The organism is Guggenheimella bovis (genome assembly GCF_054492335.1).
This window is the reverse complement of the sequence record NZ_JBQWTF010000001.1, coordinates 945,548-959,096: the sequence shown is the minus strand read 5'-3', so window position 1 is coordinate 959,096 and position 13,549 is coordinate 945,548. Positions and strand designations below refer to the sequence as shown.

Genomic DNA, 13,549 nt, shown 5'->3' with positions numbered 1-13,549 from the left:
ATGCCTCAATGTATCAAGTGATAGAGAACGACAAGTACTGTAATATGTACGGGATAATACCAGTAGGAAAGGTACTTTGGAATTCGAATCTTTTCTTTCATGCCATTCACCTTGTGAATGATAGGAAGCGAAAGAAACGCAAAGTCCTGACCTACGATGAATACTTCTTTAAAGTCAGCGAGAGTTATCGTGCAATGGGCCCAAAGGAAGGACGCTTCCATAGGCTTTAGGTTCATCACGATAAGATTTAATCGGTAGTAAAAGGTGACCGCTACAATTGCGAAAAAGAGCCAGGGCTCTTTTTCTTCCTTTATGAGAAAGAATACGACACTAATTAATATTCCATAGCTTCCATAGGCAAAGCTAAACGCTCTAAAATGATAGACAAGCGCATCTGGAAGAAAGGTAAGAAAAACAGCTAATGGATAGAGGTAATGTTTTTCTTTCCTCGCTTCGTCGATCACGATTAAAACGATAGCGCTATAGAGAAGCTGAGCGATCTGATTAATAGAATAGGGATCAAAGGTCGCACCTTCATTTAAGAACTTATAGGGAATGGCAGAAATCAAGGTAAAGACGAGGAGCCGAAAAAGATATCTCTTTCGGTCACTCGTATACTCGATACCTCGTGCAATTCCATAAGCAAAGATGGGAAAAGCGATGCGCCCAATGATGCGAAGGAGTACGTCTTCTGGAAAGAACAGAAGTCCGATGTGATCGATCGTCATCGTAATGAGCGCAATGAGCTTTAAAAGGTCGTTTTGATCCGTTTTTGAAGGCTTAAAAAGAAAGAAGAGAGAACTCTTCTTACTTTTTGTATGCAATGCGTCCATCGACTAAAGTGAGTAATACTCGTGAACGGATGTCGAGTGGATCTCCGCTCCAGAGTACGAGGTCTGCATCCTTTCCTACTTCGATCGAACCGACGCGGTCTTCAATCTCTAAAATCTTAGCAGGATTAATGGTGATGGCCTTGAGTGCCTCGTAGTGATCCATGCCGTCTCTCACACAATAGCTTGCCGTCATATTTAAATGCTCTAAGGGAATGACTGGATGGTCTGTCATGATAGCGACGAGAACGCCTTTACGTTGAAGCTCTCCAGCTGTTTCATAACATTTGTTTTTAAGCTCTACCTTTGATCTCTCACCGAAGGATGGTCCTACGATACAAGGTAGGTTTTCTTTACTGAGATCGTCTGCAATGAGATGTCCCTCCGTCACGTGATCGAGCGTGATCTTAAGGTCAAATTCCTTAGCAATGCGAATGGCTGTAAAGATATCGTCAGCACGGTGAGCATGAGCTTTTAAAGGAATCTTCTTCTCAAAGACAGGAATAAGACTTTCTAACTTGAAGTCGAAATTCGGATGATCCTTGGGATCTGGCTTCTGTTTCTTTTCGTAGTAATCTTTGGCTTTAAAGAGAACATTTCTAAGTTCTGCAGCCGTTCCCATACGAGTTGAAGGGGAAGCATTCTTACTGCTATAAATTCGTTTTGGGTTTTCACCGAAGGCGATCTTCATCGCAGAAGGAGTTCTAACGAGCATGTCGTCGATGCGATGACCAAAGGTCTTTAGGATACAGAAGGCTCCTCCCATGACATTCGCACTTCCTGGTCCAGAGGAAACGCAAGTGACACCGCCCTGAAGAGCTTCAGAGAAGTTTCGATCCATGGGGTTAATGGCATCGATGGCACGAAGTTCAGGTGTAATGGGATTTGTCATCTCATTTCCATCGGAACCTTCAAAGCCGATGGAATCTTCCCACATGCCGAGGTGTGTATGGGCATCGATAAAGCCAGGAAGTAAGAGTGCTCCCTCTGCATCGATGATTTCATCGTCTGCTGTGACGTTACCGATTGCTACAATTTTTCCGTCCTTTACTTGGACGTCTACTTTTTGATAGTTTTCCTTATCCTCTACCATAGTGAGGACATTGGCTCCGCGAATAATCATTTGTTGTTCTCCTTTAAATATGCTTTCACAAAATCTTCAAGACTTCCATCTAATACAGCTTGGACATTACCTGTTTCACAGCCCGTACGGTGGTCTTTTACCATGTTGTAGGGATGAAGGACGTAGCTACGAATCTGCGATCCCCACGTATTATCCATGGCCTCACCAGTAATTCCTAAGCGCTTTTGTCTCTCTTCTTCGAGCTTTCTTTCGTATAACTTCGCTCGGAGTACGCGCATGGCAAAGTTTTTGTTGTCGAGCTGAGAGCGCTCATTTTGACAGCTTACGACAATTCCCGTAGGAAGGTGTGTAATGCGGACTGCAGAGTCTGTCGTATTGACCGACTGACCGCCGTGACCACCAGAGCGGTAGGTATCGATCTTTAGATCTTCGTCGTTGATTTCTACTTCGATGTCCTCTTCAATTTCCGGCGTCACTTCGACAGCTGCAAACGAAGTCTGGCGCTTTCCGTTCGTATTAAAAGGTGAAATGCGAACGAGCCTATGAACGCCTCTTTCGGATCTCAGCGTTCCGTAGGCAAATTCACCCTCGACTTCGATGTCGACGTGCTTAATTCCCGCTTCATCGTCCTCTACGAGATCTAAGATGCGACTCTTAAAGCCTTTCTTGTCGAAAAATCGCAGGTACATTCTTAAGAGCATGTTTGCCCAGTCCTGGGCATCGAGTCCACCCGTACCAGCCTGTATCGAAAGAATGGCATTGTTCTGATCGTACGGCTCACTTAAAAGCGTATCGACCTCTAAGCGATCGAGTTCCTTGGTGAGGCTTTGAAAGAGTTCTTCTCCCTCACTCACTTCTTCGCCAATTTCAAAGAGCTCGCAGCTGAGACTACAGTTTTCAAGTAGCTCTTCGATGTGATCCATATCTTCGAGCTTTCTCTCTAAGCTCTTGTGCTTTCTTTGAACCTCAGCACTCGTCTTGGGATCATCCCAAAAGCCGGGCTCACTCATTCTTTTCGTCAGCTCTTCGAGTTCCTCTTTTATTCTATTCGGGTCAAAGAGACTCCTTAATGTAGGCCCAGCGCTCTTTTTCTTGGCCGAGCTCTACGCGACATAATTCTTCCATCATATGAACTTCCTTTCAATTAGTTCAATTATAACAGAGATCACCCTCATAATAGAGAAAAAACTGTTGGATTTCCCAACAGTATGAGGCTAACTCCTGCCACAGCAGTTTTTATATTTCTTTCCCGATCCACAAGGACAGGGCTCGTTTCTTCCGACCTTTCGTTCCGTACGAACCATCGGCGTCTTCTGCGCTTCTCCTTCTGCCATGACATCTACAACCTGTTCGCGTTCGATCGGCGCATCCTCGATCTTCGCACCATAAAGCGTTCGAACAGTCTCTTCAGTGATGGCTTGAATCATCTCCTCGTACATCTCAAAACCTTCCGTTTGGTAGGCTTGAATCGGATTAATCTGACCGATGGAACGGAGGTTAATACCTTGCTTTAAGTTATCCATGTCGTCAATGTGGTCGATCCAGTGGTTGTCGACGACGAGTAAGAGAACTCTGCGTTCAAACTCACGCATTCTTTCGGGTCCTACGAGATCTTCTCGCTCTTCGTAGATCTTATCTGCAATCTCTTCATAGCGCTCTTTGAGTTCGCTCGGATCGTACTTTTCGACCTCTACTTTTTCAAACGGAGCGACGTTTGTGAACATCTCTTTTAATGCCCGGTGAAGACCTTCTACGTCCCACTCCTCAAAGTGACGATTGCTCGTATAGTTATCGACGATACCAGAGATGACGTTATGAACCATACTTAAGATGTGCTCTTTTAAGTCATCGTTTTCGAGTACTTTATTGCGTTCAGCGTAAATGTATTTTCGCTGCTCGTTCATGACCTGGTCATACTGTAGAACATAAGCACGAGATCCGTAGTGATTCGACTCAACCTTTTTCTGTGCATTTTCAACTTGTTTCGTGAGCATCGAGTGTTGGAGGGGTTCTCCAGAGTCGAGTCCCATGCGATTGAGCATACCGGCGAAGTTTTCATTCATGAAAATGCGTAAGAGATCGTCATCTAAACTTAAGAAGAACTGACTCGAACCAGGGTCTCCTTGACGACCACTACGACCGCGTAGCTGGTTATCGATACGTCTCGATTCGTGACGCTCGGTACCTAAAACGTGAAGTCCTCCGACCTTTCTCACTTCTTCTGCATTCTTATTGACTTCTTCTTCGATCTTTGGACGAATGCTTTGAATGAATTCCTTGGCCCTGATGACATCCTCTTCTTCGTAGTGGAAGGGACTCAGTGCTTTCGAGATAACTTCGTCTGAATACTGTTCCTTACGAAGCTCTTTTCGGAGGATAAATTCGACGTTACCACCGAGCATGATGTCGGTACCACGACCAGCCATGTTGGTCGCGATCGTGACGGCACCAAAGTGACCGGCTTGAGCGATGATTTCACTTTCTCTGGCGTGCTGCTTAGCATTTAACACGTCGTGCTTGATGCCACGCTTTTTAAGCATGCTACTTAGAAGTTCACTCACCTCGATCGAAATCGTACCGACGAGAAGCGGTTGACCCGTTTCATGACGTCTTTGAATCTCGTCGACGATGGCCTTGTATTTAAATTCTTTGTTGCCAAAGATCAAATCGGCGAGGTCTTCTCGAATGACTGGTTTATTCGTAGGAACGACGACGACGTCCATTCCGTAGATGTCTCTAAATTCTTCTTCCTCGGTCTTTGCCGTACCCGTCATACCGGCGAGCTTTTGATACATGCGGAAGAAGTTTTGAAGTGTAATCGTAGCGAGTGTCTGCGTCTCTTTTTTGACTTCAATATTTTCCTTCGCTTCGATCGCTTGGTGAAGACCATTACTATAGCGGCGTCCTTCCATGATACGACCAGTAAATTCATCAACGATGAGAACTTCTCCGTCTTTTACGACGTAGTCGATGTCTCGGTGCATTAAGAATTTCGCACGAATGGCCTGGTTCACGTGGTGACTCGTCTCCATGTTTTCAGGGTCTGACATGTTTTCGATGCGATAAAAAGCTTCGGCTTTCTTAAGCGCTTCATCCGTTAAGACGATCGTCTTTTGCTTTTCATCGATGATGACATCGTCTTCTTTAAGTGTCTTTACGAAGGCATTGGCTCTTGAATAACCATCCGTAGACTTTCTACCGCGACCACTAATAATAAGAGGCGTTCTCGCTTCATCGATTAAGATCGAGTCAACTTCGTCCACGATCGCATAATTTAACGGTCGCTGAACGCGCTCTTCGGCATAGATGACCATGTTGTCACGCAGATAGTCGAAGCCAAATTCGTTATTCGTACCGTACGTAATGTCTCTTTCGTACTGCTCTTTTCGCTCTTCCCCTTCGACATCGTTTGTAAGACAACCGACCGTCATTCCTAGGAAGTGAAAGACCTTACTCATGAGCATACTTTGATACGTTGCTAAGTAGTCGTTTACGGTAACGAGGTGTGCACCCTTTCCTTCGAGTGCGTTTAAGTAAAGAGGCATCGTCGCTGTAAGGGTCTTACCTTCACCCGTCTTCATCTCTGTGATGCGTCCTTGGTGAAGGACGATACCACCGACGATCTGAACGTGATACGGTCTTTGACCGAGTGTACGAACACACGCTTCACGAACGACAGCAAAGGCCTCTACTAATAAATCATCGAGCGTCTCGCCCGCTTTTATTCTTTCTCTAAATTCTTCCGTTTTCTTCTGTAGCTCTTCATCGGAGAGCTTTTGCATTTGAGGCTCTAATTCCTCTACTAATAAAGCCTGATCTTCAAGCTTATTTAATTCCCCTTTGTTGATCTTTTCTTTGAAAAAATTGAGGATTCCCATCTCCACCTCCTATGTACATTCTATCTAATTATATCCCATTCCATTCTAGTATTTCATTTTTACCTTAAAGGAAATAAAAAAAGAGCTTTCGCTCTTTAATATTTATGAGACCGTGCACCAACTCTGAACACATTCCACAGACGTTACCCCAGTAGTTTACTCGGGACAAGCACCCCGATGGCACATGAAAGGTCTTCCTTATCGCTGCTTCCTTCCGGACCTGACGAGGTTCGCAAGTTTCCATTGCATCGGACCCATCCTTCAACGTCACTTGCTGGGGGCAGCTCCACGTAAACTAGCCCTCGATTGGCGTTCAATCCTGCTGTAGCGGGTTGCAGGTTACAGGGAACCGCTAGCTCCCCATCTAGCACGGTGTATATAGTTTACAACGAAAAAAGAGAGAATGCAAAAGATTTTTACAATGCATTCTCTTTTCTCTTTAAACGGACATTTAGGATAAAGACCGTGGACATGATGCAGGCAAAGCCTACAAAGTCCATAAATTTAAATTGTGTTCCTAGTGCGATAAAGCTAAAGAATACCGCAGATACCGTTTCTATGGAGCTTAGGAGACTCGCTTTAATGGGTCCTAAGAGATGAAGCCCTACGAGATAGAGGTTAAATCCTAGGATCGTTCCAAAGCCGATGAGTCCTACGAGTGCAATGATGACACCCGTATCTAATGGTGGCATCCCTACGTAAAAAGGATGCACAAAGAACAGCACAAAACCACCTAGGCACATAGCAAGAGCAATGACCACAAGTGACGACACGCGCTGTAAAAGCTTTACAGGAAAGAGCGAGTAAAACGATACGGCAACGCCACTAATTAATCCCCAAATGAGCCCTTTCGGTGTGATGGCAAGCGTTCGAATGTCTCCGTGTGTCGCGATAAAAAAGGTTCCGAGCACGGCAAAGAGCGTCGCTGAAATCTCTCGGAGTGTCGGCAAACGCTTCTCTTTTAAACAGATGAAGATCACGATAAAGACGGGTGCTAAGTAACTAAAAACCGTCGCTGTACCGGCATTCGTATACTTTATCGCAGAAAGATATGAAATTTGACAGCCAAAGAGGCCAAAGATAGCAAACAAGACGAGATCTACGATATTTCTCTTAACATAAAAAAACTGCTTCAAATCATCCTGTTTAAAAAGCAATAAGTAGATGAGCATGACCACACCAGCTACGAGCATTCGTAGACCTGTGAGACTTAATGGATCGTAGCCACGCTGCACCATTAAATATTCACCGCATGCTCCCGATAGCCCCCACATGATGCCACCTGTAAGCGTTGCAATGAGTCCTTTTGTTTCTTTTGTCATAGGCTTTTCCTCTCATGGGATATTGTAACACATTCAGTAACTCTGATATACTTATCATAGTAGAAAGGAGAAACTTATGAAACGCCTCGGGTATATCGAAGCGCTAATTTCGGCTATCACTTTTGGCACTTTGCCATTTATCACCAAGACCCTCTTAGACCTGGGAATTAGCAGCACAACGGCCATCACGATCCGCATGCTTATGGGACTACCAATCTTTTTTCTGTTGCAAAAGTTTGTCAACAAAAAAAGTCTCACCTTAACAAAGGATGAATTCCGCATTTCTTTACTCTGTTCGTTCTTTTTAAGCATCACCACACTTTTACTGTTTTTATCCTACGAGTACATATCGACAGGCTCTGCCACATCGATCCATTTCCTCTACCCCGTGATCATCTTTATTTTCACGCAGATTTCATTAAAGGAAAGACCGAGTACGCTAGAAACTCTAGCCATTCTCTTTAGTATCGTAGGCGTCTTTCTCATCAATGACTTCTCTCAAGCACTTTCATTAGAAGGAATCATACTCGCTTTATCGAGTGCTATTACGTATGCACTTTATTCGCTATTCTTAGAAAGAGCACAGAGAATAGGCATCAAAGATTTTCGTCTTGCCTTTTATTTAAATATCTTTGGTTCACTTTTTATCTACCTCATCGGTTTTGTTATAAAGAGTCCAGTAACCCTTTGTTTTCCTGCCATCGGTTGGCTCTATCTCTCTATTAGCACCATTCTCGTCGCCATCCTTGCAGGATTACTCTTCCAACAAGCCATTCATCATATCGGTGCCAAACGCACTGCTATTTTAAGTACCTTTGAACCGATTACGTCACTCGTGCTCGGCTACTTTTTATTAAAAGAAAACGTCACGATCCTTCAGATTCTAGGTTGTGCCTTTATTCTTATCGCAACCATTGCTCTTATTCTTCGTCCTAAATGTGAAAGAAGTTAAGTAATTTCTCATCCTCTTCTAATGTATTTCTCCTAGCTTTCCAAAGCTCTTCGCGTATCTTAAGGGTGTAGAAAACAAGCGAACAAAAAAAGGAGAAAAAAATGGAAAACATCACATTAGAAAAAGTCGAAGAAATCACGAAGCGTAAGAATGTATCTTTTAGCGAAGCAAAAAAGGCACTCGAACAGACAGACGGCAATGTACTAGAAGCTCTAGCAATGATCGATCAGAACGAACCCAATGCAATGGTCGATAAAGTGAAAGATCTCATTAAGAAACTTCATGCTACAAAGGTAAGCTTCGAAAAGCCTGAAAAGAAACTCGTTAATCTTCCTGGAACGATCTCACTACTCTTACTCATCATGGCCTTCCCCTTCACGGTTGTCGTATCAGCCCTACTCATGTTTAACGGTTACAAGCTAAAGATTAGAAAAGAGAACGAACTACTAGCACTCGGTAAAGAACTCGACACGCTTCAACAAAATATCGAAAGCATCGGTCGATAATCTAATCAAATTCTAATCTTACTCTAAAAGAACTCAAAGAGTTCGTAGGTATGATAAAGACAAATCAAAGGAGGACAAAATGAATCAAGAAATTACATTAGAAATGGTAGATGAAGTATTAAGAAGAAAGCAAGTAAGTTACAGCGAAGCAAAGCGTGCTCTTGAAGCATCCAATGGAGACATCCTTGGAGCACTCGCTATTCTAGATGATAAGAAAACGACGACGGGTCATTCACTTTGGGATCAACTAAAGGCATGGATTGCAGAACTCAATAAGACCAAGGTAAGTTTCGTTAAACACGACACCGAGTTTGTGACACTCCCTGGAACGATCGCTCTGATCCTTCTCATCGCCTGCTTACCTCTATCGATTGTGATCCTACTAGGATCGATCTTCTTTGGATATAAGCTTAAGATCACAAAACTAGGTCAGCCCGTAGCTTTCCAAAAAGAAATCGACAAAGTACAGGATAACATTGAAACGATCGGAAAATAGTCCGCCAAGCGGACTATTTTTGATATACTGCAGGTGGAGGTACTATGGCAAAGATATTGGTTATAGAAGATGAAAAACAGATTGCTCGTTTCGTTCAATTAGAGCTTGAACATGAAAAGCATCAGGTGACACTATGCCATGACGGAAGAGAAGGCTTAGAAGTAGCCCTTCGCGATGATTTCGATCTGATTCTTTTAGATATTATGCTTCCTTCACTGAGCGGAATGGAAATCTTAAGAAGATTCCGTAGAGAAAAAAAGACGCCGATTATTCTAGTCACCGCAAAGGACGACGTCACGGATAAGGTGAGTGGATTAGATAGCGGAGCAGATGACTATCTGACAAAGCCCTTTGCGATCGAAGAGCTATTAGCTAGAATCAGAAGATTACTTCGAGATCAAGTGGCAAAAAATGTCTTAAGCTATCACGGACTCACACTCGACTCCAACAGCTATCAAGTAACCTATAACGACCAAGAGATAGAGCTTACTCGAACAGAATTCGACCTCCTACAATACTTTCTTACAAACCCCGAACAAGTTCTCACGAGAGATCAGATTATGAACCACGTCTGGGGCTTCGACTACCTCGGAGACAGCAACAACGTCGATGTCTACGTCAGATACCTTCGTACAAAAATCGACGATACGTTTGGAGTGAAACTCATCCGAACCGTTCGAGGTGTCGGGTACAAATTACATGAAGAAAACTAAAGAAAAGAAATCAAATAATATTCCCTTTTACAAAAAAATATGGAGAGTGATCGAAGGGATCTTTGAAGGTATTGGACGCTTCTTTCTCGGTCAGTCGGAACACTTTCGACTCTCGATCGCTTTTAAGATCACGTTTACCTTTATCCTCATGCTCGTGGTCCTATCCTCCATCTTAGGTCCACTCATCGGACCCGTTGGAATTCCACTCATTGCAGTCTTCGGCTACCGGGCCGTAAAGTACTTTTTACAGCCTATAGAAGAACTGACAACCAAAGCACAAGAGATTTCTACAAGCGACTTAAGTGCGAGATTAGACGTTCGTGCAGCAGAAGATGAGCTCAGAGACCTCACCATCACCTTTAATGACATGATGAAAAGGCTTGAGCATGGCATAGAGGAACAGAAGGCGTTTATTAATCACGCTTCTCACGAATTGAGAACACCACTTTCTGTGATCGATGGCTACGGAAATCTTCTGGATCGATGGGGTAAGGATGATCCAGCCGTTCGCGATGAAGCCATTCAAGCGATCAAAAGAGAATCGAAGAGTATGAGAGAACTCGTAGAGAAACTCTTACTCATCTCCCGTATGGACCATGGAACACAAAACTTTGAACCCACAAACTTCAACGTACAAGACCTCATTCGTGAGGTCATCGAAGAAGCACAGCTCATTCGTGAAAAAACACCGACCTTTAAAGGACTTCGTAATCCCGTAGAACTAGAAGGTGACCGACTACTCATTAAAGAGGTCCTAAGAAACCTCATTAATAATGCCATTCAGTATACACCGCTTGAGGGAGAGATCCAGGTGAAAGCGACCGAACAAAACGAACGAATCTTCGTTACCGTAAGAGACAGTGGTAAAGGCATTAGCGAAGAATACATCCAGTCGATCTTTGAACCGTTCGTCCGCGCAGACCAGTCGAGAGACAGAGGTTCTGGTGGAACAGGACTCGGATTGAGTATCGTTAAACGAATTGTAGAGCTCCATCATGGACACGTAAACATAGCAAGCGAACTGGGAAAAGGAACTCTCATTAGCTTAGATTTCCCAAAGAAACAAAAACTGCAGAGAAAATCGGCATGAAAAAAAGATAGTTCAAAGGAACTATCTTTTTGCTTTTCTGTATCCAGCCTTCATGGCTTCCTCTTCTGTCTTAAAGTTTACGATATTCTTCGGAGAGATTTTGTCGTAATCGCGCTGACCAGGCATGTGATAAATCTTACTGCGTTTATTACCACGAATGAATAGCTCTGTAGGCTCGCTTACAATCGGTAGAATCTTAGAATCCTTTTTCTTTTGAACAATGCGCTGCTCTTCTGGAGTAGGACGATTACTCGGGTAGTTGGCTTGAATGTTTGCCCAAATTCCCTTTTTCTTGTCACGAAGCTTGCGTTCAATGTCTAAGTACGTCTGGTAACGTTTCACGTTTTTACCGTACTTAACGGTCTTTGCTAGACTCTCTCGAATGAGAACTTCATTTAAGCACTTATCTTTTACGTAGACATAAGCTAAAAGTCTTCCGTACTTATCGTACTTTTCTTCATCTAGCTCTAATCGAACCGACTTTTTATTAAGAAACTTCTTTACAAAGTTCGATGCGGTCTTTCCCATGGGAACATTCTTGTTCTTATTAGGATGCTTACTTTCAGGTGCATCCACCTGAAGAAGACGTACGGTCACATTACTTTTACCGATGCGAACGACGATTGTATCGCCATCGATCACGCGAACGACTTTATAGAGAGCCTTGGGGTTAACTTCCACGTCCTTTTTAGCAGCCGTGCTATAAGGAACAAACAGACTAGCGATAATTACAAAAGTAAGAAGCCAAAGTAAGAGTTTGCGTTTCATAAGCTATCCTCACATTAACGTTTTGCTTTTCGATATCCTGCTTTAATAGCCTCTGCTTCCGTCTTAAAGATCACGAGATTCTTTTTAGAGATGCGATCATAGGACGAATGATAAGGCATATGATAGATCTTTGATGCTTTGTTTGCATGAACAGGTCCTGTAGGAAGAACGGGATAGTTTGCTTTCAGGTCCTTCCAGATTCCAAGAACAGGATCCTTCGCGGCTTTTTCTAGTTCTACATAATCCTTATAGAACTTCTCATTTTTCGTCTTGTCTCCAACTTTTGCTAGGTGAGCCTTAATGAGCTCTGCATTTAAGCATTTATCCTTTACATAGACATAAGCGAAGACGGTTCCACTCTTATCGAAGGAATCTTTGTCTAAGACGAGAGAGACTTTCTTTCCTTTTAGGAACTTCTCAGTAAACTTAAATGCATCCTTACCGAGTAATCCATTCAATTTTTTAATCGGATGACGATACTCGGGAGCATCAGCATAGAGAAGCTGAACGTTTACTTTACTCTTTCCAACACGAACGACGATGGAGTCACCATCAATGATCTTTTCAACCTTATAGGTTGCCTTGGGATCGATCGTCACCTTTTTAGGAGCTGCCATGACACTTGTTGGGAAAATTCCCAGAACAAGAACGACAGCTAAAAGAAGTGACAACAGCTTTTTTTTCATGATTACCACCTCTATGTAGTTAGTGAGCATTATACAGAATAAGTATAGCACCTATGATAATGGGCTTCAATGAAAGGAGGTAAAAGGTATAGATATCGTTCAATAATGGGGTACTAATCAGATAGAAGTGGCGCATTCCTTTCTTCTCTGAAAAGAAAGATCTAGACCTTTAGGAGGTTCCTATGAAAAAATGGCAAATAGTAAGTTTAGTTCTATCCCTCATCACACTCGTGATACTTGGCTTAACGTTTCAAATCATGAGAGAGACACACTGCGACTGCTGCAATTAAAAGACGAAAAGCGATCAAAAAAATAAATTTCGAGAATAGGTACATGTAATATAGCAGTTCAGCATTACCTTCTTCTCTAAATGAATCATCCCTTATAAGGAGGATACAATGAAAAAGGGGCAAATTGTTAGTTCGATTATGTCATTACTCACACTCGTCATTCTTTTCTTAACTCTAAGAATTTTAAGAGAAGAATCAAAGCGAATAACTGAAACTATCGAAGTTAAATGAAAATAGAAACGCTGGTAATTCAGCGTTTCTTTTAGTTTATACAAATAAAAAACGGCCGTCAGCATGCTTCGGGCCTGGAAAACCTTTCAGTTTTTATTCTTCGAAACAATTATACCCTCTATCTTGTTGACTTGTCAAAACACTTCTGAAATCCATTTTAAGAAATTCTTCGAAAGACCTAAAAAGGCTGATTAGATGTATATGAGATCTAAAATAGTTTTGTTTTTTTCTACAAATATTCATAAATGTGTCTAAATCCTCCATCCTTTTTTTAATTATTCCTTCACTTGCATAGTTTTGGAGGAGAATTACGGAAGCACTCAAATCATGTGTAATTGGATAAGAAAGAATTCTTTTAACAGTTTTCCTTCGGATACCGCATTCACCTAATATTATTCCTAAGGGTCTACACACCGTATATTTATATTGCGTTCCTGGGGCAAGATTATGGATCAAAACATTATTATGAGCAGCATTTCTTAACTTTTGGGACAGAAACATGAGTGATGTAAGAGTTTGAAAATGCTTTTCAGAATCATAGAACATAAACAATTTAATGAATTCATTATATGTTAGATTTTCAATCAAGTTCCAAATGTTCCTATCAATCATGAATCGTTTTACCGAATAATTCGAATAATCAGAAACCACCCTTCTATTTGCATGATCAATGAAACGCTATGCTTGTTCCAAGCCCCTCGGT

General features: G+C 42.5%; 12 protein-coding genes and 1 other RNA gene. 5 read left to right on the top strand and 8 right to left on the bottom strand.

What is annotated here, in order from left to right; all coding sequences use genetic code 11:
• Positions 1-5: 5 nt before the first annotated feature.
• The 6 genes from ACUB3H_RS04715 to ACUB3H_RS04690 form a co-directional block, all read right to left on the bottom strand.
• Complete coding sequence (locus ACUB3H_RS04715; RefSeq protein WP_459129507.1) at positions 6-824, bottom strand: TraX family protein; 819 nt, start codon at positions 822-824, stop codon at positions 6-8.
• A complete protein-coding gene (locus ACUB3H_RS04710) occupies positions 808-1,953 on the bottom strand; it encodes an amidohydrolase (protein ID WP_459129506.1) in 1,146 nt (381 codons plus the stop codon). The genes ACUB3H_RS04715 and ACUB3H_RS04710 overlap by 17 nt, the downstream gene beginning before the upstream one ends.
• A protein-coding gene (prfB, locus tag ACUB3H_RS04705; protein ID WP_459129505.1) for a peptide chain release factor 2 occupies positions 1,950-3,042 on the bottom strand; the annotation gives its coding sequence in 2 pieces (ribosomal slippage) (positions 1,950-2,975 and positions 2,977-3,042; 1,092 coding nt in all). The genes ACUB3H_RS04710 and prfB overlap by 4 nt, the downstream gene beginning before the upstream one ends.
• Positions 3,043-3,128: 86 nt before the next feature.
• The gene (gene secA / locus ACUB3H_RS04700; RefSeq protein WP_459129504.1) at positions 3,129-5,792 is read right to left on the bottom strand and encodes a preprotein translocase subunit SecA; all 2,664 of its coding nucleotides are present in this window, start codon (positions 5,790-5,792) and stop codon (positions 3,129-3,131) included.
• 110 nt (positions 5,793-5,902) lie between these two features.
• Positions 5,903-6,165: signal recognition particle sRNA large type (ffs, locus tag ACUB3H_RS04695), an RNA gene on the bottom strand.
• Positions 6,166-6,208: 43 nt separating this feature from the next.
• Positions 6,209-7,114 (bottom strand): DMT family transporter, encoded by a 906-nt coding sequence (locus ACUB3H_RS04690; protein ID WP_459129503.1) that lies wholly within the window; start codon positions 7,112-7,114, stop codon positions 6,209-6,211.
• A gap of 76 nt (positions 7,115-7,190) precedes the next feature.
• On the opposite strand from ACUB3H_RS04690, the gene ACUB3H_RS04685 reads away from it, so the two are divergent.
• From ACUB3H_RS04685 to ACUB3H_RS04665, 5 genes are all read left to right on the top strand, one after another.
• Entirely contained in the window at positions 7,191-8,066 is an 876-nt protein-coding gene (locus ACUB3H_RS04685; protein ID WP_459129502.1) for a DMT family transporter, read from the top strand.
• Between the two features lie 101 nt (positions 8,067-8,167).
• Positions 8,168-8,572, top strand: a complete 405-nt coding sequence (locus tag ACUB3H_RS04680) for a DUF4342 domain-containing protein (RefSeq protein WP_459129501.1) — start codon at positions 8,168-8,170, stop codon at positions 8,570-8,572.
• 79 nt (positions 8,573-8,651) lie between these two features.
• Entirely contained in the window at positions 8,652-9,068 is a 417-nt protein-coding gene (locus ACUB3H_RS04675; protein WP_459129500.1) for a DUF4342 domain-containing protein, read from the top strand.
• Between the two features lie 44 nt (positions 9,069-9,112).
• Positions 9,113-9,781 carry a response regulator transcription factor gene (locus tag ACUB3H_RS04670; RefSeq protein WP_459129499.1) on the top strand — a complete coding sequence of 223 codons (669 nt, stop codon included), beginning with the start codon at positions 9,113-9,115 and terminating at the stop codon, positions 9,779-9,781.
• A complete protein-coding gene (locus ACUB3H_RS04665; protein WP_459129498.1) occupies positions 9,768-10,871 on the top strand; it encodes a sensor histidine kinase in 1,104 nt (367 codons plus the stop codon). Before ACUB3H_RS04670 ends, ACUB3H_RS04665 begins: the two co-directional genes overlap by 14 nt.
• Positions 10,872-10,892: 21 nt before the next feature.
• Here ACUB3H_RS04665 and ACUB3H_RS04660 read toward each other — a convergent pair whose 3' ends face one another.
• Together ACUB3H_RS04660 and ACUB3H_RS04655 are read right to left on the bottom strand one after the other, a co-directional pair.
• A complete protein-coding gene (locus ACUB3H_RS04660; RefSeq protein ID WP_459129497.1) occupies positions 10,893-11,639 on the bottom strand; it encodes a thermonuclease family protein in 747 nt (248 codons plus the stop codon).
• 14 nt (positions 11,640-11,653) lie between these two features.
• The gene (locus ACUB3H_RS04655) at positions 11,654-12,325 is read right to left on the bottom strand and encodes a thermonuclease family protein (protein WP_459129496.1); all 672 of its coding nucleotides are present in this window, start codon (positions 12,323-12,325) and stop codon (positions 11,654-11,656) included.
• Positions 12,326-13,549: the final 1,224 nt, after the last annotated feature.

Excerpts from the sequence above, each read along its gene's own strand:
- ACUB3H_RS04710 (WP_459129506.1), bottom strand. The coding sequence starts at position 1,953 with ATGATTATTCGCGGAGCCAATGTCCTCACTATGGTAGAGGATAAGGAA.
- secA (WP_459129504.1), bottom strand. The coding sequence starts at position 5,792 with ATGGGAATCCTCAATTTTTTCAAAGAAAAGATCAACAAAGGGGAATTA.
- ACUB3H_RS04690 (WP_459129503.1), bottom strand. The coding sequence starts at position 7,114 with ATGACAAAAGAAACAAAAGGACTCATTGCAACGCTTACAGGTGGCATC.
- ACUB3H_RS04685 (WP_459129502.1), top strand. The coding sequence starts at position 7,191 with ATGAAACGCCTCGGGTATATCGAAGCGCTAATTTCGGCTATCACTTTT.
- ACUB3H_RS04680 (WP_459129501.1), top strand. The coding sequence starts at position 8,168 with ATGGAAAACATCACATTAGAAAAAGTCGAAGAAATCACGAAGCGTAAG.
- ACUB3H_RS04675 (WP_459129500.1), top strand. The coding sequence starts at position 8,652 with ATGAATCAAGAAATTACATTAGAAATGGTAGATGAAGTATTAAGAAGA.
- ACUB3H_RS04670 (WP_459129499.1), top strand. The coding sequence starts at position 9,113 with ATGGCAAAGATATTGGTTATAGAAGATGAAAAACAGATTGCTCGTTTC.
- ACUB3H_RS04665 (WP_459129498.1), top strand. The coding sequence starts at position 9,768 with ATGAAGAAAACTAAAGAAAAGAAATCAAATAATATTCCCTTTTACAAA.
- ACUB3H_RS04660 (WP_459129497.1), bottom strand. The coding sequence starts at position 11,639 with ATGAAACGCAAACTCTTACTTTGGCTTCTTACTTTTGTAATTATCGCT.
- ACUB3H_RS04655 (WP_459129496.1), bottom strand. The coding sequence starts at position 12,325 with ATGAAAAAAAAGCTGTTGTCACTTCTTTTAGCTGTCGTTCTTGTTCTG.